We start from the raw sequence: 23,934 nt of genomic DNA, 5'->3' as shown, positions 1-23,934 counted from the left end.
TAAATAAACCAAACATGAACAAAAAGATGTTTTCGATAAGCAGAAGCCTAGTAGTAGTGCTTTGTTTAATCATGGGATCGTCTGTGTTTTCGCAGCAAGCAGCCATAAAGAGAATGGGATCAACGGATACACAGTCTTTTGATGAAAATTGGCTTTTTTCAAGATACGGATCTCTAGCGGATGGATTAGTAAAAGAAGAACCTAAAAATTTAGAAGCTGTTTCTTTAAACGAATCTAATTGGGAAAAATTAAATCTGCCGCACGATTGGGCTATAAAAGGACCTTTTAGAATTGAATTAAGAGGCGAAACTGGAAAATTGCCTTGGAAAGGAATTGGCTGGTATCGTAAGCATTTTACGGTTCCTGCTTCAGATTCTGGAAAACAAATTTTTGTTGATTTTGACGGTGCAATGGCTAATGCTAAAATTTATTTAAACGGAAATTATGTAGGAACTTGGCCGTTTGGTTATAATTCATTTCGTATGAATTTGACTCCGTTTTTAAAATTTGGTCAAGAGAACATTCTAGCCGTTCGTTTAGATACTGAAAATTGGGATTCTCGCTGGTATCCAGGTGCTGGAATCTATCGTCATGTCTGGCTGGTAAAAACTAGTCCGGTGCATGTTGCACATTGGGGAACTTTTGTGACAACTCCTAATATTACCAAAGAAGCGGCTGATATCAAAGTATTGGTAAACGTACAAAACGCTTCAAATAAAGCTGTAAAAGCTGTTGTTACAACTGATTTGTACGAAATAGATATCAATGATAACCTGAAAGCAAAAGTTGGTTCATTAATCACTTCAACACTTGACATTAAAGCAAAAGGAAGTGAAGAAGCAGAAACACATTCGGTTTTGAACAATCCTAAATTATGGGATTTAAAAACGCCAAATCGTTATGTTGCGCAAACTAAAATCAGCGTTGACGGGAAAGTAGTTGATACTTATAACACTCCTTTTGGTATTCGAACAATAGAATTTACACCAAGAAACGGGTTTTTATTAAATGGTAAAAGAGTTGAAATATTTGGAACCTGTAACCATCATGACTTAGGGGCGCTGGGTGCTGCTATCAATACATCGGCATTAAAAAGACAATTAGTAATGTTGAAAGAAATGGGTTGTAATTCATTAAGAACTTCTCATAATCCACCTGCTCCAGAATTGTTAGAATTGGCTGATAAAATGGGATTCTTAGTTTGGGATGAAGCTTTTGACGCTTGGAGAATCGGAAAAAAGAAATTTGATTACAATGTAATTTTCGACGAATGGCATGAGAGAGATTTAATGGCATTGGTTAGAAGAGACAGAAACAATCCGTCGGTATTTATTTGGTCAATTGGAAACGAAGTTCCAGATCAGCAAAACGTAAAATTAACCAAAGAATTGGCAGATATTATGCGTAGAGAAGATCCAACACGCCCAATTTCTAACGGTTACAATGATCCTGACGGCGGTAGAGGTTCAGGAGCGGCTAAGGCACTTGACATTATGGGAGTAAATTACTTTTTTGACCAGCAGCCAAAATGGGATGTTGATCCGAGATATGCAAATAAACCAACGCTTGGAAGTGAAACCGCTTCAACTGTAAGTTCAAGAGGAGAATATTTCTTTGATGATAAATTCGATAAAAAATCTTGGCAGATTTCCTCTTATGATGATGCTTTTCCGGGTTGGGGATGTTCGCCAGATACACAATTTCGTACCAACGCAAAATATCCGCATTTATTAGGAGAATATGTTTGGACAGGTTTTGACTATTTGGGTGAACCTACGCCATACAATTCAGATGAAACAAATTTGTTGAATTTTAGAACGGATCCTTCTAAACAAAAGGAACTGGAAGCAAAATTAGCAGAATTGCAAAAAAGTAATCCGCCGTCAAGAAGCAGTTATTTTGGAATTATCGATTTGGCTGGATTTCCAAAAGACCGTTATTACAGCTACAAATCACATTGGAGACCAGACGTTCCTACTGCGCACATTCTGCCTCATTGGAATTGGAGTGAAAGAGTTGGAAAAGTTGTTCCTGTACACGTTTATACTTCTGGAAATGAAGGCGAATTATTCTTGAATGGAAAAAGTCTTGGAAGAAAGAAAATGGAAACTGGAAAAGACTTCCGTTTAACTTGGGATGATGTTGTTTATACAACTGGTGAACTGAAAGTGGTTTGTTATAAAAACGGTAAAGTATGGGCTACAGATATTGTTAAAACTACTGGAACAGAAGCAAAATTAAAAATGGCTGCAGATAGAACAGAAGTTCTTGCAGACGATGTTGATCTGGTTTTTGTAACGGTTGATGTAACAGATAATAATGGTTTAGTAGTTCCGCGCTCAAATCCATTAGTGAAATTTTCAATTGAAGGAGCTGGAGAAATCGTAGCTACAGACAATGGTGATGCAACTAGTTTTGTGCCATTTCAAAGTACAGAAAGACCTGCTTTTAATGGAAAAGTGTTAGTAATTGTTAAAGCTAAAAAAGGGCAGAAAGGACAATTTACAGTAAAAGCAGAAAGTGCAGGATTACAAGGTGCTTCTACCACAATCAGAATTAAATAATAAACAATCCGTAGAGTGTGTTAAAAAAGATATTAAACACATAGAAACATAGATTTTGTTTTAAAAAGACTGCAAAAAAAAGAAACTCGTTTCTTTCACATAGCTAGAGCTATGTGTGTTCGAAAAAAGTGAAACGCCTTCTTTTACACGTACAAAAGCTATGTTCCTATGTGTTAGAATTAATTACAAACAGTTTAATAAATAATAAAAAATAGAGATGATTAAAAAGATAATCTTAACCGCTTTGTTCGTAGGAACATCTATTGCGGGCAGTGCGCAGAACAAAATTGCTGCAAAAGATATTGCCGAAAAAATGAAATGGTTTGAAGATGCTAAGCTTGGAATTTTTATTCATGCAGGAATTTATTCGGTTGCTGATGTTTCTGAATCTTGGAGTTTTCACAATGGAAAAATTTCGGTAGAAGATTATATGAAACAGCAAAAAAGCTACACTTTGAGTAAATACGATCCTGCAGCTTGGGCTGATATGATCAAAGATTCAGGTGCTAAGTACGCTGTAATTACAACAAAACACCACGATGGTGTAGCAATGTACGATACTAAATTGGGTAAGTTGAGTTCAGTAAAAACGACTCCTGCAAAAAAAGATATGATTAAGCCATTCTTTGAAGAATTGCGTAAAAGAGACATTAAATGCGGTGCTTATTTTTCATTGATCGATTGGACACACAACGATTATCCAGGTTTCTTGAAGGATAAAGCACGTTACGATATTAAAAAAGAACCAGCTCGCTGGGAGTGTTTTCAGAAATTCTTTCAAGGGCAAATTAAAGAAATTTCAGATTGGTACAACCCAGATTTATGGTGGTTTGACGGTGATTGGGAACATAGTGCTGATGAATGGCAGGCTGAGAAAACTCGTAAAATGATGTTAGATAGAAATCCAAACACAATCATTAACGGACGTTTGCAGGGTTATGGCGATTATGATACTCCAGAACAAAACTTTCCAGTTGTGCGTCCAGCATTCAAATGGTGGGAATTATGTATGACTATGAATGAAAACTGGGGATACCGTGTGAGCGATAACAATTGGAAAACACCTTACGAGATCATTACTATTTTTGTTGATGCAGTTTCAAACGGTGGAAATTTATTACTTGACATAGGACCAAAACCTGACGGAACATATCCAGATACAGTTGTTTCGACATTGAAAGAACTTGGAGATTGGAACAGAAGAAATGGCGAAGGTATTTTTGGAACTATTCCGGGAATTCCGTTAGGACATTTTTATGGACCAACTACGCTTTCTAAAGATTCAAAAACACTTTACTTATTTGTACACGGAAAAACTTCGGGACAATTGATGTTAAAAGGTCTTGATAACAAAATTCAAGATATTACAGTTTTGGGATCAAATGTAAAATTAACGCACAAAGTAGTAGGGAAAATTTCTTGGAGCGCAGTTCCAGGATTGGTTTATATCGATTTACCAGAGAATACAGCAGATAAATATGTGACTTGTATTAAAGTAACATTAGATGCGCCAATAAAATTATACAGAGGTCAAGGAGGTTTCTTGACAAATTAATAAAGACAATAAAAATGTCATCTTCATCTTTTTGAGGATGGCATTTTTTATAAAGAATGCATTCAATCCATTCAGCACAACAGCAGTAATAGATTTTTTAAAAATAACCTGTATTAAGTAGAAAAAATATTTAACACATAGAAACATAGATTTTCGATATAGGAAAGAAATACTAAAAGAAACATATTTCTTTCGCATAGTAGAGTATGTGTGTTTTAAACAAGTGAAACGCCTTTTTTAGTTTGCAATTCCTATTCCGATAGCTGTCGGGACTATGTGTTTAAAATTATTACAATAAAACAGGGTTACTTATAATATAATTTACGATTTAGCAGCAATACAAAGTATAATCATGAACAAAAAAGCACTTTTAATAGTTTTATTTCTTGGAGCTCAAACCATTTTTTCACAAAATACTCCAAAGTATAAAAATCCAAAATTACCCGTAGACGAACGCGTTCAGGATTTATTATCCCGAATGACAGTTGAGGAAAAATTTTGGCAGATGTTTATGATTCCCGGCGATTTGTCTGATGGAGCACAGAATTATAAAAACGGAATTTTTGGCTTTCAAGTAAGTGCTAAAGGAAGCACCGATGCGAGTAATCAAATTTTAGATTACAGTGCAGCAAGCAACGCAAAAGAAACCGTAAAATTAATCAACAAAATGCAGAAGTATTTTGTCGAAAAAACACGTTTAGGAATTCCTATTATTGCTTTTGATGAAGCATTACACGGATTAGTAAGAGATGGAGCAACGGCATTCCCGCAATCTATTTCATTGGCAGCAACATTTGATCCCGGGTTAATGAAAAGAGTTTCGACTGTTATTGCATTAGAATCAAAAAGCCGCGGAATTCGTCAGATTTTATCGCCTGTAGTAAATTTAGCTTCAGATGTTCGCTGGGGAAGAGTAGAGGAAACGTATGGTGAAGATCCTTTTCTTTCTTCAAAAATGGGAGTCGCTTATGTGTCGTCTTTTGAAGAAAGAGGAGTAATCACAACTCCAAAACATTTCCTTGCAAACAGCGGAGACGGCGGCCGAGATAGTTATCCAATTGATTATAATGAGCGTTATTTAGAAGAATACCAGTTTCCTCCATTCCGTGCCTGCTTTAATGAAGGCGGAAGTCGAAGCGTTATGACTTCATATAATACAATAAACGGAAGTCCTTGTACGGCAAATGACTGGCTGTTGAATAAGAAACTAAAGGGCGAAATGAATTTTAAAGGATTCATTATTTCAGATGCAAATGCTGTTGGAGGCGGAAATGTATTGCATTATACAGCAAAAGATTATCCGGAATCAAGTGCAAATGCGATCAATAATGGTTTAGATGTTATTTTTCAAACTGCTTACGATCACTATAAATTATTTCAACCGCCTTTCTTAGACGGAAGAATAGATATGAAAAATATTGACGAAGCTGTAACGAGAGTTTTGAGATTAAAATTTGAGTTAGGATTGTTCGAGAATCCATATGCTGATGAAAGGGAAACTAATAAATGGAATGGAAATCCTGCTCATAAATTATTAGCAAGGGAAGCTGCCGAAAAAGGAATGGTTTTATTGAAAAATGAGAATAATGTACTGCCTCTTAAAAAATCAATACAATCAATTGCTTTAATTGGAAATGATATTACCGAAGCACGTTTAGGTGGTTACAGCGGACCAGGAAACGGAAAAGTTAGCATGCTTGATGGTATAAAAGCAAAGCTAGGTTCGTCGGCAGTGATTAATTTGGCTGAAGGCTGTGCAAGAAGAAATAAAGAATATACTGTTGTTCCGTCTGCTAGTTTATTCAGCGTTGAAAATGGGAAAACCGTAAACGGATTATCTGCAGAATATTTCAACAATGTGCAATTAAGCGGGAAACCTGCTTTAACAAGATTAGACAATACAATTAGTTTTGATTGGACATTATATTCTCCAGATCAAGAAAAAATAAATTATGATTTTTATTCTGCAAAATGGACGGGAAAAATCAAATCGCCATCATCAGGAACTTATAAAATTGGTTTTGAAGGCAATGATGGTTATCGTTTGTATTTGAACGGAAAACTAATTATTGACAACTGGAAAAGCCAAACGTATTCGACAAAATTGGTTGATTTTAATTTTGAAAAAGACAAAGAATACGATATCAAAATTGAGTTTTTTGAATCGCAGGGTTATGCTAAATTCAAATTAGTTTGGAATGTGGGAATTGATAATGATTGGCAAAAGAAGATTGAAGAAGCTGTTGCCGCTGCTAAAAAATCTGATGTTGCTGTAATTGCTGCGGGAATTGAAGAAGGAGAATTTAATGATAGAGCTTATTTAGGTTTGCTGGGACATCAGGAAGAATTAATCAATGCCGTTGCTGCAACAGGAAAACCAGTTGTTGTAGTTTTAGTTGGCGGGAGTGCCATTACAATGGATAAATGGATCAATAATGTGCCTTCGATTTTAGATGTTTGGTATCCTGGTGAAGATGGTGGTCATGCCGTTGCCAATATTTTGTTTGGAGATAAAAATCCTGCAGGACGTTTACCAATTACTTTCCCTGTTTTTGAAGGGCAATTGCCATTAGTTTATAATCATAAGCCAACAGGACGTTCTGATGATTATACAAATTTGAACGGAGCGCCTTTATTTCCATTTGGCTTCGGATTAAGTTATTCGACTTTTGAATACAGTAATTTACGATTCGACAAAAAACAAATCGGAAAATCGGAAACTACAAAAGTGTATTGCACGATAAAAAATACGAGTAAAGTTGATGGTGACATAGTGGTTCAGTTGTATGTAAGAGATCTTTTATCATCAATTGCACAGCCAATAAAACAAATGAAAGGCTTTCAGAGAATTTCGCTTAAAGCGGGAGAATCAAAAGAGGTTTCGTTTGAGATTAACAAAGAAGTATTACAAATGCTAAACGAAGATATGAAATGGGTTGTTGAACCAGGAGATTTCAGAATTATGATTGGAGCATCTTCCAGAGATATTCGATTAAGAGAAATTATTTCAGTTACCCAATAATTAAGGATTTTTAGTTAAGAGGATTTAAACCTCTGAATAAAAAAGGCGATAAAAAGAATACAAAAGAAATTTATAGAATATGAAAAAAATAATTTTTGCAATACTGTTAAGTACATTACTATTTAGTAATCAAGTTACAGGGCAAAAACTTGAAATTTTTAATCAGGTAAGAGTACAGCATGATGATAAATGCAAAGATTTTTCGACTGATGCAAATGGGAATGTTTATTATGGCGGAGGACAATACGTTTTTAAAAAGCTGACTTTTCCAAAGCAAAAAGTAAATACTAAATACGAAATTAATGTAAGTGTTATTTCGGGCGGCGATCGTTACGATAGAGCAGGGTCAATTTTTGTTCTTCCAGTTGATAAAAATAATTCACTAGAAGAAGTCGTGAAAGGAAAAAAGTTTGCTTCTAATGAGTATACTAAAATAAAAATGATAGCCCCAGAAGGTAATTTTGCACCAACGGTAGAATTAATGCGTTTTATGACCACTTTTGGTATTGGCTTTTTTAGTAATGATTCATTACAGCGCAAACCAGTTTATATTCCGTATTGGGAAAAAGAAGTTAGATGGAAAGAAGATATTTCACAATTTTCAACCTTGCTTCAAGGTGAAGTTTGGGTTGGCGTTCATATAGGGAATTATACTAAAGGAGGACATATTGTAAACGCATCTATTAATCTTACTCCAAGCGAATTAAGCTGTGATTTGCCTAAGAATAAAATGGTTGTTCCAATTTTGAACACAGAACCATTTGGAACAAATCAAGGTAACGATGAATTATTTGCTTACAAAGATTTTCAAGTAGAGTTCAATCTGCCAAAAGGAGCAAAGAACCTAAAACTATATTATATCACAACAGGTCATGGTGGTCATGGCGAAGGTGATGAATTTGTTAAGAAACAGAACATTGTAAAAATAGATGGAAAAAAAGTAATTGATTTTATTCCGTGGAGAGATGATTGCGCTAGTTTTCGCCGATTCAATCCAGGAACAGGAGTTTGGCTGAAGAAAAGAAAAGCGCCTTATATTCAGGATGATAAAGGAACTTATGCCGTAAAAGAAATTGAAGAACCAATTGCAAGCAGTGATTTAAGCCGTTCAAATTGGTGTCCGGGAAGTAATGTTCCTCCTATGATTGTTCCATTAGAATTAAATGAAGGAAAACATACAGCCGTTTTTAGTATTCCAGAAGCTCAAAAAAATGCTAACGGAACTTCAAATCATTGGATGGTAAGTGCTTATATTGTTTACGAACTTTAATAATAAAAGTTAAAACTGGCCTTTTTTTATGCTGAAAACAAGAAAATTACAATGAAAAAAGGCTGTGTTTTATGAGAAAAAAATCACTCTATAAAACAAATGCAAATAAAAGCTTACAACTTTTAAAATTGAAGAAATTGAGACTGTAAACTTTTAAATGGAAGTAATCGTTTTTTGATGAAGCAGATAAAATAATGAAAATGAAATCTTCAAAAAAAATTACATTTATTACATAATAAGAATTTGTTAAGCAGAATTTGGATTAACATATATTTATGTTAAATAATTCACAATAACACTGATTTTTTTCTTCATTTTTTTGAAGTTTTAATTTTTCTCAAATTTTGATGTTTTTTAAGTGTTTGTCAGAAAAATAATATTCATTTAATCTATTGTGTTTGTTTTATTTGAGGGCAATTAGGAGTAAAATTAAGTTATACTTTTTTTAAATGTTAAAAAAGTCATTTTGCTGCAAAAAAAAATACTAAAACGTTTTTGTAAATCGTTTTATTAAAATATATTTGTTTTAATAAATTAACTAAGGTTTAAGATAAACTTAACGTTTTATGAAAAAAAAGATCACTATCAAAGATATCGCTAAGGCGGCAAATGTATCGGTAACTACGGTTTCATTTGTTCTTAATGATAAAGGTGAGAAGATGGGGATAAGCAAAGAAGTGATCAAAAAAGTTATTAAGGTTAGTGAAGAAATGAAATTTAAACTCAATATGATCGCCAGCAGTTTGAGAACTGGTAAAACAAGATCGATTGGGCTTATTGTAGAAGATATTTCAAATCAGTTTTTTTCTGATTTAGCAAGAGTAATAGAGAGAGAGGCAATAGATTTAAATTATAGAGTTTTTTATTGCAGTACAGGCGGGAATGATGAACGTGCGGTTGAATTGGTTAATAGTTTATTGCAGGCAAATGTTGACGGTTTTATTATCACACCAACCGAGAATATGAAATCTACTATAGATAGATTGTTAGAATTACAATGTCCGGTGGTTTTGGTCGATCGGTATTTTGAAGAGCAGGATGTGAGCCATGTAGTACTTGATAATTTTGAAGGAGCAGAGACGGCAACGCATTATCTATTAAAAAAAGGATTTAGAAAAATAGCATTTGTAACCAATTCTTCGCAATTGATTCAGATGAGTTTGAGAAAGCAAGGTTATACCAAAGCATTAAAAGAAGTAGGATTATATGATGAATCTAAAATTCTAGACTTAGAGTATCATATTAGTGAAGAAGAACGAATTGAAAAGATCTCAGATTTTTTGAGTAATACAAGTGAAATTGATGCTGTTTTGTTTGGAGCAAATTATCTGCTTCTTGCTGGATTACAGTCATTAAGTAAGCTTGGATTGAAAATTCCTGTTGATAAAGCAGTTATTAGTTTTGATGATCATGACAGTTTTAGACTTCATTCTCCATCAATTACTGTTTTATCACAGCCAATTGAAGAGATGGGAAAAAAAACAATCAAATTGTTGATGAAGCAAATGAGTGACGGCAGCAATTATAAGGTTGTAAAAGAAAAGAAAAAAGGAAGTTTGACAATAAGGGAATCGGTTTAAAAATTGCACCCTTTTTTTTAAAGAATATCACTAAAACGATATAGTTGAATTAGTAAGCAACTCAAGAGAGCTAAACAAATTATTAAATAAAAAAAAGACGCTTATGATGTAAAAGAAATAGAAAAATGTTATTCAGGAAACTTAAATTATTACTAAATGCTGAAAGGGTAAATTAAGTAATATAGAATTAAAGGTTTTAGTATTTACTATTTTTTTAAAATTCGGAACCTTTCAATTTAAACAAAAATTAAAACCAAACCAAACTAATATTAATTATGAGAAAACTGTTATACAAATCACTGTTAGTTTTTCTAATGGTATTGTGCTACGAAGGAGTTAGTGCACAAAATAAAACAATCTCCGGTGTAATTACAGACAACGCAAATCTTCCTATTCCTTCTGTTATTGTTAAGGAAAAAGGAACGAAACAAGAAACGCTTACTGATGAGAATGGAGCATTCAAGATTTCAGTAAAAGAAGGTGCCACAATCATCGTAAGTTCGATTGGGTTTAAAACAACAGAATTAAAAGCTGTTGACGGAATGCAAGTTAAGCTGGCAAGCGCAACAAATGAACTTGAGGGAGTTACAGTTACCGCTTTAGGGCAAACTAAAAAGAATAAAGCAATTGGTTATGCAACAAGTATAATTAAAGCTGATGCGATCACAAAAACAGCATCTCCAACGATTGCTAACTCTTTATATGGTAAAGCACCGGGTGTTCGTATTACATCTACACCAGGAGGAGCTGGAGCAATCAATATCCAGATTCGTGGTATCCTATTACAGGTAGAAATCAGCCGCTTATCATTTTAGATGGTGTGCCTATTCGTGATGGTGAGGTAAACAATAGTGATTACTGGAATGAGCAACGTGTAAAAAACAATGGTTTAGCAGATATTAACCCTGAAGATATTGAAAACATTTCTATTCTTAAAGGAGCATCTGCAGCTGCTTTATACGGTTCTGAAGCTGTAAATGGAGTTGTATTGATTACTTCTAAATCAGGTAAAGGAAAAAAAGGGTTAGGTGTAGATTTTAGTACTAGTTACTCTGGCAATGAAATTGCATACTTACCTAGATTTCAATATGCAAGAGGTCCAGGATGGTCAAATGCAAATTTTTCTACAGGATTTTTAGCTCCAAATGGTTTTACTCAGTATGATACAAATGGAGACGGTACACTTGACACTAGAGGAGTTTCTAATAGCAGTTATAACTATGGTCCTTGGTTCGACGGACAACCAGTTATGACGTGGGATGGAGTAGTACGTCCTTATTCACCTCAAAAAGATGGATACAAAAATATGTTTCAAAATGCTTGGGATGCAACTACAAACATTGCACTTACAAACAATACAGAAAACAGCAGCACTCGTTTTTCTTACACACATATTGAATCAGAAGGTTTAAGTATGGGGAACAACAACAAGAAAAACAACTTTAACTTAAACGCATCTTTCAAAACAGGTAAATTAAAAACAGACGTAATTGTAAGTTATTTGAATCAAAACATTACTAACCGTGCATATGGTATGGATCGTTTGGTTAATAATTTTACTGGTATGATTAGTCCGTTTTCTAATGGAGATTGGTACAAAGCAAGATACAAAACAAGCTTAGGATATAAATATGTTACGGGTAAAGACACTCAAAGTTTAACTCCAAGTGAAAATATTTACCGTAATGGTTTTAGAGCTGATATTGCTGATTATTTCTGGAATACAAATGCTAAAAGACAAACTGAAATTACAAACCGTTTAATTGCAAGTGTTACTGAAACGCTTTCAATTACAAATGAGTTAACATTACGCGGTCGTATTTCGACAGATTTAACTTCGGTAAATACAGAAAATAAAAATCCGGTAGAGATACCTTTGGTTTATAAGTTTGGTAGTGAAGGAGATGCTTCAGGATCTTTTTTAATGGATGCTCAGGATTATAATATTCTTTATGGAGATGTATTATTGACATACAATAAAAAAATTAATGAAGATTTTGGTGTAAATGCTGTTTTAGGATATTCTGGTACGCAAGAAACAGGAAGAACAGTATCTCGTTATACAAATGGAGGTTTAAGTGTTGAAGGTTGGTATGATATGAACTCATCTATAGGAACGCCTCTTAGTAAAAGTACAAGATACGAGACAGTAAAAGATGCAATTTTTGGAACTTTAAGCGGTAGTTTTAGAAACTATTTGTTTATTGAAGGAACAATCAGAAGAGACCGTACTTCTACAATGAACCCAAATAACAATGCCTTTACTTATCCTTCTGTTAACTCAAGTTTTGTATTGTCTGATGCAGTTACATTACCAGAATTTATCAGTTATGCAAAAATGAGAGGTTCTTGGGGTATAGTAGGTAACTATCCAGATCGTTACAGAGCTAACGTTGCATTTGTTCAAAACACTTTAGGAACTCAAGGTACAGCAAATCCTGTTTTGATTACAAATTCTCAGGATGTGTATGGAAATGAAGGAATTAAACCTGAAATGAAAAACGAGTATGAGCTTGGTTTTGAAACTAAGTTCTTTGATAGAAGATTAGGGCTAGATTTTTCTTACTACAATGCAAAAATTAAAGATCAAATTCTTGACATGACTTTAGCACCAACTACTGGAGCTAGTAAAATATTAGCAAACGTAGGGGAATTAAATAACAAAGGATTCGAGATTGCTTTAACAGGTTCTCCTTTCAGAACTCAAGATTTTTCTTGGGATGTAACTTTAAACTGGGCTAAAAACATCAATAAAATTGTAAAATTAGCTAACGGTGCAAGTGAATTATTGCATGCTGATTATGATGGATCTGCAGCTCAATTAAAATCTGTTGTAGGTGATCCAATGGGAGGTATTTATGCGCATCCAGTTAAAACAGATGCTAATGGTAATAAAATGGTGGGCTCTGATGGTTTTTATATGCTTGATGGTGACAAATGGGAAAAATACGGATCGGCTATGGCAAAAGGTGTGGGAGGTTTATTGAACACATTTACGTATAAAAATTTCACTTTAGATGTAAATATTGATTATTCTTACGGAGGTTCTTTGATGCCAACAGGTATCAGCTGGATGACAGCTTTAGGTTTAACGGAAGAATCATTGAATGCTAGTACAAACGAGCGTGGTGGTTTAACGTATTACAGGGACAATGGTAAGGGAGTTCAGGTTCCAAACAGTGCAACTGCAGGTCCAGCTGGTCAACCAGTATTCCGTGATGGTATGTTAATGGATGGTGTTAATGTAGATGGTACTCCAAATACAAATGTGGTTTCTCAAGCGGGTTATTATGTTACTACTTATAACTGGGGAGGACCACAATACAGCAGCTCACGTTATGAATTATACGTTAAAAAGAATGATTACGTTAAGTTAAGAGAGTTATCTCTTGGATTCAATGTTCCAGCTTCATATGCTAGTAAAATTGGTGCTACTAAAATGAGTCTTTCTTTATTTGGACGTAACTTGTTTTACATCTACAGAACCATTAAAGATATGGATGCTGAAGCAACTACTTCAGGATCTAGATGGGATAAAAACGTAAACAATGCTGGTGTAAGCCCTTCTACAAGAAGTTATGGAGTAATGTTAAGAGCATCTTTCTAATTGCGTAAATTATAATTAAAAAACAGACAACATGAGAAAATTATTATATATATCATTAACGACAGCGGCGATCTTTTTGGGCTCTTGTTCAGACAGTGATTTTGAAAATGCGTATAAAGATCCATCTACTGTAACGGCAACAAATGTACCTAAGCAGTTTGCGGGGTTTATGAAAATTAACTTTGAGGATGTTATCCCATCGTATTGGAATTACTTTACGGTGATTAGAACAACTTCTTTGAATTATACTCAAGCTCACGGTATTGTTAATGCAGCAGGACGTTTTGTTCCTGGAGCAGCAGTAACGAACAGATGGGATAGATATTATAAATTCATTACGCAGTACAGAGAGTTGGAAAAAGTAATGGCTTCTTTAACTCCAGCAGAGCAGGCAGAAAATAGAATTTATACGGTTACTTCTACAATTTACTTGTACGATCATACCTCAAAAATGATTGATAATTTTGGAGATATTCCTTTCTCTGAAGCAGGTAAAATTAGTACTACTGGTGGTAATTATGATGCTGCAGCAGCTAAGTACGACAATCAAACGGAGCTTTACATCAAAATGTTAGATGAGTTAAAAGCTTTTTCTACTGAATTGAACACAATTACTTTGTCTCCTAAGGTGGTAGTAGAATTCAAAAACCAAGACTTGATTAACAAAGGAAGCTTGGTAATGTGGCAAAACTACTGTAATTCTTTGCGATTGAAATTGTTAAACAGAGTTTCTGCGGTTCCGGCTTTTGCTGCTAGAGCAAATTCAGAAATAGCTGCAATCATAGCGGAGGCAAAAATTGTTGATGAAAATTCAGAGAATATTGCATTTAGAGTTTATACTCAAGATACAGATTTAGATACTTCAGGTTTCTTTGATGCTTTAGAGTCTAGTAACAACAATCTTGCTCCAAAACCAATGATTGATCATATGAATACTAACAGCGACCCACGTGAAGCTTGGTTATTTGAAAAAGGAGCAAGCGCAACTGCTTATGTAGGACTTGATCCATTGATGATATCAGGAGCTCAAGATCAGTTAATTGCTGATACTAAAATAGCTATTTATAATAGATCTGTAATTAGTAGAAACAAGTGGCTTCCTGGAACATTGATTAATGCCGCTGAAGTAAACTTACTTCTTGCGGAGTATTATTCAAGAAGCGGTAATAGTGGTGCTGCAAAAACGTCTTTCGAAAAAGCAATTAGACAATCTATTGAGTATTATGTAAGATTGGGAGATAAAGCGGATGTTTTAACTTGGAAACCAGCAACAGAGCCTACAACAGCTGAAATTGATGCTTATATTGCAAAAATCAACTTTGCAGGAGCAACAACAGCAGCAGATCAATTGAAGTTAATTGCTTTCCAAAAGTACATTCACTACAACATCATGCAGGCTGATGAAACTTGGGCTGAACAAAGAAGATTAAAACTTCCAGCACTTAGTTTCATGGAAGATGAAACAAGCACAATCAGAAAGACTCCTCCAACTCGTTGGACATATCCAAACTCTGAGCGTGTTTATAATACAACAAATTACAATACTGTTAAAGACAAAGATAATTTAAGTACCAAAATTTTCTGGGACGTAAAATAATTTCATTTTTAATGTTTGGTTAGTAATTGGTAAACCCCAGATTCAGGATATTTCTTGATTCTGGGGTTTTTAATTTAGAGATGAGTCTTTTTATCTTTGTAAAGAAGATGTTATTATACAAAAAGAAAACGGCAGACTAGCAGTTAATTCAACTGTAGTCTGCCGATTTTTATTTTAAAAGGATTTTCTTTAGTTTCTTCTTATAATACTATAAACAGGTAATCAACTGTAAAAGTTTAAGGATTAGTCAAAAGTTTAGCCGCAAAGTACACAAAGAAAAAAAAACGCAAGGTTCGCAAAGTTTCACTATAACTTTGCGAACCTTGGCGTAAATCTTAGCGTTCTTAGCGGTTAAAAAAAATAGACTGTCAAATAGAATTTAAAGCGTTTTAATTCTGCTTAATAAAAGTTAAAGGCTGTTCGTAATTTGCAATCGAAACCAGCGCATTATAAATGTATTTTGAGACTAAAGCGCCGCCTTCGCTGTTGATTAAAGCAGTATCGTCTTCTGGTGTGTGATATTGCGGATGCCCGCCTGTATGTAAACCTATAGCCGAAATATCATTTTTGTAAAAGGTAACATGATCAGAACCGCCAACATCACCGGCAAAAACAACTGGATTTAGTCCGCTGCCTTCACCTAGTTTTTTCATCAATTCAACTCCATCAGGAAAAGTTCCTGCACCGCCCATATAGAGTTCTTTTTTATCGTTTAATCTTCCAACCATATCCATGTTGATCATTACTTTAACAGCATTTTTAGCTACAGGTAAGTGATTTACAAAGTATTTTGAGCCCAATAAACCTTCTTCTTCAGCGCTGAAAGAAATAAAAATAATACTTCTTTTAGGAGCAGTTTTACTATGGTGAAATTCTTCTAATATCGACAAAAGTGCCGAAACACCAGAAGCATTATCATCAGCTCCATTGTGAATCGCCAGCGTATCTTTTTTCTTGCTGCCAGAACCTTTTCCGCCCCATCCCCAGTGGTCATAATGCGCACCAATAACGATATATTCGTTCTTCAAATTTTCATCTGAACCTTCAAGATATCCAATGACATTTTGTGTGGATACACTGTCTGATTTTATTTTATTAATATCAGGTTTCATGAATATCTTAAAAGGCTGATAATAGCTGTTATTGAATTTTTTTAATCCAAATTTTTTGAAATACTTTTTAATGTAAGCTGCAGCTTCGTTGTTGCCTTTTGTTCCTGCAAGACGACCTTCCAGTTTATCTGAAGCCAAATAAGTATCGTGCTTAAGAAATTTCTCAGCAGAAAATGTAGATTGTGCAGTTCCTTTTTCAGCTGCAATAAAAGCAACTGCAGAAAAGAGAATAACTTTTTTAAACATGTTTGTAATAATTAATTTTATGATATTGAAAATAAGCCCATAAAATTCAATGATCTTATGAGCTTATCGAATTATTGTATCTGCATTTCGATTATAGTATCAATTGCATCGATTTTGACACCATTTAAATACACAAATGTTCCCTCAGGCTGCTGTTTGAATTTCAGTTCTTTTTTGCTGTCCATCAAATAACACTTTTTAATTTTTTGCTTCATTTCTGGAATAAAAATATAATCAGCTTGATTAGGAGCTTTGATAATGTGTGCAAACCAAGTTTTATCTTTAGCAGTAAATACACCCCAATCCTGTGGCTTCATTACGTTGCCTCTCGTTCCGTAGATCGTATTCCTGTTTTTACCCATCCAAACTCCAATTTCTTTTAATGTTTCTGCAAATTCAGGCTGAATAGTTCCATCTGCCATTGGACCAACATTCAAAAGGAAATTAGCATTCAAACTAGCTGCATTGATTAAGTAATGAATTAAATCTTTAGTCGATTTGTATTTTCGGTCATTGATATTAAATCCCCAAGAATTATTCATCGTTTCGCAAGTTTCCAAAGGCAATTGAGAAACGGATTGTCCGCCAAATCCTGTCGAATTTCCACCTGGTAAATCTTTCTCAAAAGCTTGAAAATCTTCCCCCTGAATAGGCGTAAGATGATGATTGTTTGAAATTAAACAATTAGGCTGCAAAGTATGAATCAGTTTATAAATATCGTCGTAATGCCAGTTTACTTTCGATTGTAATGTTTTGTCAGTATCATTATCCAATTGATCCCAATGACCATCAAACCAAATACCGCCAATTTCTCCATAATTGGTCAGCAATTCTGTTAATTGACCTTTCATAAAGCGAATATAGCTTTCCCAATCACTTTTTTGAGTTCTGCCTGTTCCTTTTCCTGTTTTTCCTGTTTCGTATTGATAATCAGATCTAGTCCAGTCTAAAAGCGAATAATAGCAAAATAATTTGATTCCTTCCTTATGGCACTCATCTGCCAGTTCTTTTAGTAAATCTCTTTTAAAATGCGTATTTGTAATTTTCCAATCCGATAATTTAGTGTCAAAATTGCTAAAACCATCGTGGTGACGCGTAGTAAAAGTAATGTATTTCATTCCTGCACTTTTCGCAATACCTACCCATTTTTTGGCATCAAAATCCTGTGGATTAAAAACATTAATCAACCTTCCGTATTCAGTTACTTTGATATTTTGATTGTTCATTATCCATTCGCCGTTGCCCAAAACGCTGTATGGACCAAAGTGAATAAACATACCAAATTTATCGTCCTGAAATTCTTTCCTGTTTTTTAGATTTCCTTCAGTAGGAGTGTAGGTTTGAGCCATTATTGCCGTTAAGCTCATCGAGAAAAACAGCAGGCAAAGTGTGATTTTTTTCATGTTTTTTGAAGTTAGGTGGTTTGATAGTAAAGTTTTAATAGTAAAAAATAGAATTAACTCGTTTGGCGTAATTGTTTTAACACATAGAAACATAGTTTTGGAGTACTTAAAAAAGGCGTTTCACTTATTTAAAATGCACATAGTTGTTCTATGTGAAAGAAATGTATTTCTTTTTTGTCACCTCTTGTAGATATAAAATCTATGTTTCTATGTGTTTAATTTTTTAGGAGTTACATCCAACGAGTTAATTTTAATTTATTTAAGTTTAAATATAGAAAGACTTCCCTTTAATCAGTAAGTCGATATTATCTAAGTTTAACTATCAATTACCTCTCTCCAATCAAAAATCCCGAAACATTCCATGCGCTGCTGCTCGTTCCTTCTGGTTTTCCCATCGGAATAGAAACACGAATAGTGTGTTTTCCAGGTGTAAGATTTCCTAAATCAATTAAATTTGGATTCGTTGTTGTTCCTGGACACCAGTTAGAACGGCTTAAATCTGATGATGATAAACCATTGCCAAAATTACCCGAAGCAGGATTACTCAATCGGTACGAGCCACAATCGGTACGCCAAGGTGTGAATGCAAACACTTCTTTTCCATCAATAAAAATAGAGTTCTTTTTCTGTAAAAACTCATCACCGTTTTCCCAACCGCCATGACCAGTTGTGGTGTAACTTAATTTAAAGTTTTTATATCCTTGCGGAACTTCAAATGACATTTCGAGACCTTTTTCAGTATCAAACATAGTAGCATAATCTTGTCCAGCCATTTCCATCACATTAAGTGTATTGAATAAAGGCAGGATAAAATCGCCTTTTTCATTATTATCTTCTCCCTCATGAATCGAAATATTCAAACTCGCTTTGTGTCCGCCTGCATCATAATTACCAATAAACATTCCAATGTAAACCTCCTGATTGCTCAATTTTGGCTGTAATAATGAAATGTCTTGACGATAGAAAACACTGTCTTGCCAAACCTTATTTTTAAGCTGCAAATAGTTGAAATGTTTTACACCAAAAGGCGTAAAAAAGCGCATCAATTCTAGCAATGGCGCATATTCATCTGTAGCTGCAACACCTTGGTATTTTTTACCATTTCCGTTTTCATAAACTGGCAGCGTTTTAGCGCCATTCTTTAATCCGTCAAGAAAAGAACTTTTTTTATCCATTGGAATCATAAAAACAGAGCCGGTTCTGTCGTAAGCATCACCATTAGATTGCTGTGTTACATCAACAAAAATGGCGCTTCCGTTTTTTATTTCTGGAAATTTTACTTTTCGAACAATAATAGTACCGCTTGCAAATCGGAGAATGCTGTCATTTGATTTTGAATCAGACGAAAAGTTTATTTGCTCTTTTTCGAAAACTGAAATGTTAGTAAAGCGGCTTTTCCATAATAAGTCTTTATATGTCAGCTGATCAACAGTTTGTACAGCTGGTATTTTTAAAATAGGAGGAACAGTTTTTAAAATCTCGATTTTTGAAGCTGTAACAATAGAATTACCGTTACGATTAGTTTCTAGAACCAAACCTAAATCCTGTCCAAGAACACTTGGTCCGCCTTTTAAACCTAATTCATTCGTATACCAAATTTCTATTTTATTTGAGTTTACAGATGTTGTAGCTTTTTTGCACGTATAATTCAGGATTTTTTTAGTTTCATTGCTAAACTCAAATTTTTGTTTTCCCAACGCTTCACTGTCTTGACCAAGAATTGATTTATTTGCTTTAAGCTGCGCCCATTGCAAAATAGTTTTAGAATTGAAATCTACAAAAGTCTGCTCAAAAGGTAAATCTGCTTTTTGCTGTGTAATCTTATCAGAGGTTACTAAACTTAAGTCTTTAGAAGCAAACAAAAGTAAAGCATCTTGGTTTTCGCTGATTTTTCCGTTATAGCTTCTTTGGTAAGTAACTTTAATTGCTTTGGCTGTTTTTTGAGCAAAAGACATAGTGGTTGTACAAAAGATAAAGAGAGCAAATAATGTTTTTTTCATGTTATGGTTTGTTTGGTTTATTTGTGCTTCTAGTTTAATCCTGACGAACTGAAATGGTTAGTTTGAAAATGAAATAAAGGACAGTTTACTAAATCGATTTAATGAAAATCACAAATAGATAATGAAAACAGGACTAAAAGTGTAGTTTCATTGTGTGTTGTGAAAGTGGAAAATAGAGAAGTATAACTGAACTTATATCTTTTTTTGCAAGAAGCTAAGATAGAAATTTTTAGGTTCTAATAGGAACATACTAACTTTTTTTAGTAAAAAAATGTTCAAATTTAGATTCATTACTTGATAATCAGTGAATTTGCTATATCGTTTTAGGAGAAAAGACTTTTTACTAAAAATGTTTAGTAATCAATTAATTACATTTTTTAGAAAATAATTTTGTTCGTAATAAAAAACTATTACATTTGTCATATGTATGAACATATGAACAAAATACCGTTATTAGATCACGACAGCAAAATTCCGTTGCACAAACAAGTGGAAGAACTGCTTCGGGAATTGATCAAACATCCCGATTTTAAAGATGGAGAGTTATTTCCAAAAGAAGTGGATTTGGCTAAACGCTGGGGGATTTCTCGTAATACGCTTCGTCAGGCAATTGCAATTTTGGTAAATGAAAAGCTGTTAGTGCGAAAAAAAGGCTCAGGAACGCGAGTTTCTCAAAATCGAATCACCACCAATCTAAACAACTGGATGAGTTTTACTCACGAGATGGAAGATATGGGATTAGAGTTTAAGAATCTTTCTTTGAATGTAGAGATGGTTAAAGCTACTGCCAAAGTTGCTAAATATCTGCAAATTAATGAAGGTGATGAAGTCTTGCTTTTGCAGCGTACAAGAAGTATTGATGATAGTCCGATGGTTTATTTCGAATCTTATTTTCATCCAAGAATTGGACTTTCTGTTGATGAGAATTTTGAAACGCCATTATACGAGATATTAGGCAATAAGTACAATGTGGTTCCTGTGTATTCGCAAGAAGAATTAAAAGCTATTGCGGCAAGTAAACGTATTGCAAGTCTATTAAAAATTGAGAAAAATCAGCCTGTTTTAGAAAGAAAAAGAGCTGTTCTTGACACTGCCAGAAAACCAATTGAGTACAACATTTGTTACTACCGAAACGACTGGTTTACCTATACAATAGAAATCAAACGTACGATTTAAGACAGAATGAAGCAGATAGGAATTGATGTAGGCGGGAGTCATGTTACAGTAAGCGTTATCGATAAGAGTATTGTCAATGAACAAACGCAGACTTTAATTAGAAAGGAAATCAATTCAAAAGAAAAAGCATCCATTATTATTTCTGTGCTTAGCAATTCTATCCAAGAAGCTTTGATTGAATCCAATAATATTGATACGATTGGAATTGCTTTTCCCGGACCTTTTAATTATGAAAAAGGGGTGAGCGAAGTTTTGGGAGTTGGCGGAAAGTTCGAAACCACTTTTGGAATCCATATTCAGCAGGCACTAAAAAATAGTACAGGTTTAAAAAATGTTCCTTTTGTTTTTGCAAACGATGCAGATTGTTTTGCCGAAGGTGCTTATTTCCGTCACAACTTAAGCAGTGCAAGAACTGTTTTTGTGACTTTAGGAACTGGATTTGGTTCCGCCATAATGTTAGATGGCGAGCTAATTAAAAAACATGCTGACATTCCAGAAGGCGGCGCTTTTTATAATCAGCCTTTTTTAGAACAAAAAGCCGATGATTATTTCTCAGTCCGCTGGCTTTTGGCAGAATACAAAAGACTTTCGGGTGAAAATATAAAATCGGTAAAAGCAATTGCAAATTTAAATACTGAAATTTCAAAAACAGTTTTTGCCAATTTCGGTCGAAATATGGGAACATTTCTTTTTCCTTGGTTTGAAAAATTTCGATGCGAAGAACTGGTAATCGGCGGTAATATTTCTAAAGCAAAAGCATTATTTATGCCCGCCTTAGAAGAAGCCTTTAAAGAATTAAAAATAAAAGTAAATATTATTTTCTGTGATAATGCCGAACTGAGTATTCTTAGAGGAGCGACAATTATTGCAGATAAGAAAAATAAAATACAAATGGAAAAATCTATTCAATCTAAAAGAAAAACCACACAACCTTTATTGCCTGTACAAGCTGTTATAAAAGAAAATGGAGAATACAATGTTTTTCCTTCTTTCCCTTCCAAATCTGAAGTTTTTGTTGGATTTGAGAGTTTGGCGAATCAAATAGCAGGACAAAAGATTGTTATTATTGATGGATTTGGCGGCGTTCTTTGGGAAAATTTCAGACATCATTTAAATTCGGCTTTGATCGAAAAACAGAAAAATGTGCTTTGGTACGATATTGATTCCTGCTTAAAATCAAGCGAAGAAATTAATAAAATGATTGAGCCAAACCTTAATGGAAATGATCCTGTTTTTGGAAAAAAATATTTGGGAGAACTTTCTGATTTCTTCGAAGCCGAAAAATTAAATAAACTAAAGCCAGACACAAGTGCTGATATATGTATAGTTTACGGAACTGGAGCTTCATTGTCAAATTGGGAAGGACAGCTGATTTATGTTGACGTTCCAAAAAATGAAATTCAGTATAGAATGAGAGCCGGCTCTGCAAAAAATATTGGCAGTAACGACACTTTAGTTTATTCTCAGATTTATAAAAGAATGTATTTTATAGAATGGCCTGTTTTGAATATTCACAAAGAACATTTACTTCCAAAAATCGACATTATTATTGACGAACAACGTATTGATGAAATCACTTGGATGAAAGGAAGCGATTTTAGAAACGCATTGAATCTAATGCTCGAAAGTCCGCTTCGTGCGCGTCCGTGGTTCGAAGCAGGAGTTTGGGGCGGCGATTGGATGAAAAAGAACATTACTGATCTAAATCAGGACGAAGTAAATTATGCGTGGTCTTTTGAATTAATTAGTCCAGAGAACGGAATTGTGTTTGAGGGAAACAACCATTTGTTAGAAGTTTCTTTTGATTTTTTACTGTTTCAGGACAATAAAAAAGTGTTAGGAAAAGCCGCTGACCGTTTTGGGAATTATTTCCCCATTCGTTTCGATTATCTAGACACTTTCGATGGAGGAAATCTTTCTGTACAATGTCATCCGCGTCCAGAATACATTAAAGAAAATTTTGGAGAAGAATTTACACAGGACGAAACTTATTATATTTTGGATTGTGAAGATGATGCCGAAGTGTATTTGGGTTTTCAAGAAGATATTAATCCAGACGAATTTAAACAAGCATTAATAGAATCTCAAGAAAAAGCAGAAGAAATTGATATTGTAAAATACGTGCAAAAATTCAAAGCACAAAAACACGATTTATATTTAATTCCGAACGGAACTATTCATGCTTCGGGCAAGAATAATATGGTATTAGAAATAAGCAGTACACCTTATATTTTCACCTTTAAAATGTACGATTGGGTTCGTCCCGGTTTAGACGGAAAACCTCGTCCGATCAATGTAGAACATGGATTCAAAAACGTTTATTTTGATAGAAAAGGAGAAAGAGTTGAAAGAGAGTTTATTTCGAAACCAACTGTAAATAAAGAATTTCCGAATGGCAGAAAAGTAAGTCTGCCTACTCACGAAGAGCATTTTTATGCCGTTGACCGCTACGAATTTACAGGAGAAATAGAAATCGAAACTTTAGGACAGTGTCATATTTGTATGCTTGTAGAAGGTGATATTGCTGAAGTAAGCGCAGGACAAAACAGCCAAAAATTCAAATATGCCGAAACTTTTGTCATTCCGGCAAATGTTCCAAAATACAAAATCAATCATATAAGCAGTAAAAAAGCTTTTGTAGTGGTTTCGTATGTAAAAGATAACTGGTGTTAACACAATTGGGCAATATATTAAATGAACCACCATTTAGCCCTTTTCAAGTAAAACCACAGAAATAAGATTAAAACATTGAACATAATTAAATTAAACATATAGAGACATAGATTTTGTATGTACAAGAAG

At 34.1% G+C, this 23,934-nt stretch carries 13 protein-coding genes; 10 read left to right on the top strand and 3 right to left on the bottom strand.

The window, feature by feature from the left end:
* Positions 1-14: 14 nt before the first annotated feature.
* The 8 genes from galB to NLG42_RS17900 all read left to right on the top strand — a co-directional run bounded on the left by galB (position 15) and on the right by NLG42_RS17900 (position 15,195).
* Positions 15-2,564: a beta-galactosidase GalB gene (gene galB, locus NLG42_RS17935; RefSeq protein ID WP_257681780.1), complete on the top strand. Its 2,550-nt coding sequence runs from the start codon at positions 15-17 to the stop codon at positions 2,562-2,564.
* A gap of 217 nt (positions 2,565-2,781) precedes the next feature.
* Positions 2,782-4,119, top strand: a complete 1,338-nt coding sequence (locus tag NLG42_RS17930) for an alpha-L-fucosidase (protein ID WP_257681779.1) — start codon at positions 2,782-2,784, stop codon at positions 4,117-4,119.
* 352 nt (positions 4,120-4,471) lie between these two features.
* The gene (locus NLG42_RS17925) at positions 4,472-7,141 is read left to right on the top strand and encodes a glycoside hydrolase family 3 protein (protein ID WP_257681778.1); all 2,670 of its coding nucleotides are present in this window, start codon (positions 4,472-4,474) and stop codon (positions 7,139-7,141) included.
* A 79-nt stretch (positions 7,142-7,220) separates the two neighbouring features.
* The gene (locus NLG42_RS17920) at positions 7,221-8,411 is read left to right on the top strand and encodes a peptide-N-glycosidase F-related protein (RefSeq protein WP_257681777.1); all 1,191 of its coding nucleotides are present in this window, start codon (positions 7,221-7,223) and stop codon (positions 8,409-8,411) included.
* Positions 8,412-8,977: 566 nt separating this feature from the next.
* Positions 8,978-9,991, top strand: a complete 1,014-nt coding sequence (locus tag NLG42_RS17915) for a LacI family DNA-binding transcriptional regulator (RefSeq protein ID WP_089056361.1) — start codon at positions 8,978-8,980, stop codon at positions 9,989-9,991.
* Between the two features lie 275 nt (positions 9,992-10,266).
* Positions 10,267-10,806 (top strand): carboxypeptidase-like regulatory domain-containing protein, encoded by a 540-nt coding sequence (locus tag NLG42_RS17910; RefSeq protein ID WP_257681776.1) that lies wholly within the window; start codon positions 10,267-10,269, stop codon positions 10,804-10,806.
* Between the two features lie 5 nt (positions 10,807-10,811).
* A complete protein-coding gene (locus NLG42_RS17905; protein WP_257681775.1) occupies positions 10,812-13,598 on the top strand; it encodes a TonB-dependent receptor plug domain-containing protein in 2,787 nt (928 codons plus the stop codon).
* Between the two features lie 31 nt (positions 13,599-13,629).
* The gene (locus tag NLG42_RS17900; protein ID WP_257681774.1) at positions 13,630-15,195 is read left to right on the top strand and encodes a SusD/RagB family nutrient-binding outer membrane lipoprotein; all 1,566 of its coding nucleotides are present in this window, start codon (positions 13,630-13,632) and stop codon (positions 15,193-15,195) included.
* Between the two features lie 389 nt (positions 15,196-15,584).
* Here NLG42_RS17900 and NLG42_RS17895 read toward each other — a convergent pair whose 3' ends face one another.
* The 3 genes from NLG42_RS17895 to NLG42_RS17885 form a co-directional block, all read right to left on the bottom strand.
* Positions 15,585-16,553, bottom strand: a complete 969-nt coding sequence (locus NLG42_RS17895) for a M20/M25/M40 family metallo-hydrolase (RefSeq protein ID WP_257681773.1) — start codon at positions 16,551-16,553, stop codon at positions 15,585-15,587.
* Between the two features lie 71 nt (positions 16,554-16,624).
* On the bottom strand, positions 16,625-17,956 hold the full coding sequence (locus NLG42_RS17890) for an alpha-L-fucosidase (protein WP_257681772.1): 1,332 nt from the start codon (positions 17,954-17,956) through the stop codon (positions 16,625-16,627).
* Positions 17,957-18,282: 326 nt separating this feature from the next.
* Positions 18,283-19,956 carry a GLPGLI family protein gene (locus tag NLG42_RS17885; protein WP_257681771.1) on the bottom strand — a complete coding sequence of 558 codons (1,674 nt, stop codon included), beginning with the start codon at positions 19,954-19,956 and terminating at the stop codon, positions 18,283-18,285.
* A gap of 435 nt (positions 19,957-20,391) precedes the next feature.
* Between NLG42_RS17885 and NLG42_RS17880 the strand changes: the two genes are divergently transcribed.
* The gene (locus NLG42_RS17880; RefSeq protein ID WP_089056483.1) at positions 20,392-21,132 is read left to right on the top strand and encodes a GntR family transcriptional regulator; all 741 of its coding nucleotides are present in this window, start codon (positions 20,392-20,394) and stop codon (positions 21,130-21,132) included.
* A 6-nt stretch (positions 21,133-21,138) separates the two neighbouring features.
* Positions 21,139-23,805 (top strand): ROK family protein, encoded by a 2,667-nt coding sequence (locus NLG42_RS17875; RefSeq protein WP_257681770.1) that lies wholly within the window; start codon positions 21,139-21,141, stop codon positions 23,803-23,805.
* Positions 23,806-23,934: the final 129 nt, after the last annotated feature.

The organism is Flavobacterium plurextorum (assembly GCF_024638035.1).
Lineage (GTDB): Bacteria > Bacteroidota > Bacteroidia > Flavobacteriales > Flavobacteriaceae > Flavobacterium > Flavobacterium plurextorum.
The sequence above is the reverse complement of the archived record's forward strand: the minus strand, read 5'-3'. Positions and strand labels throughout refer to the sequence as shown.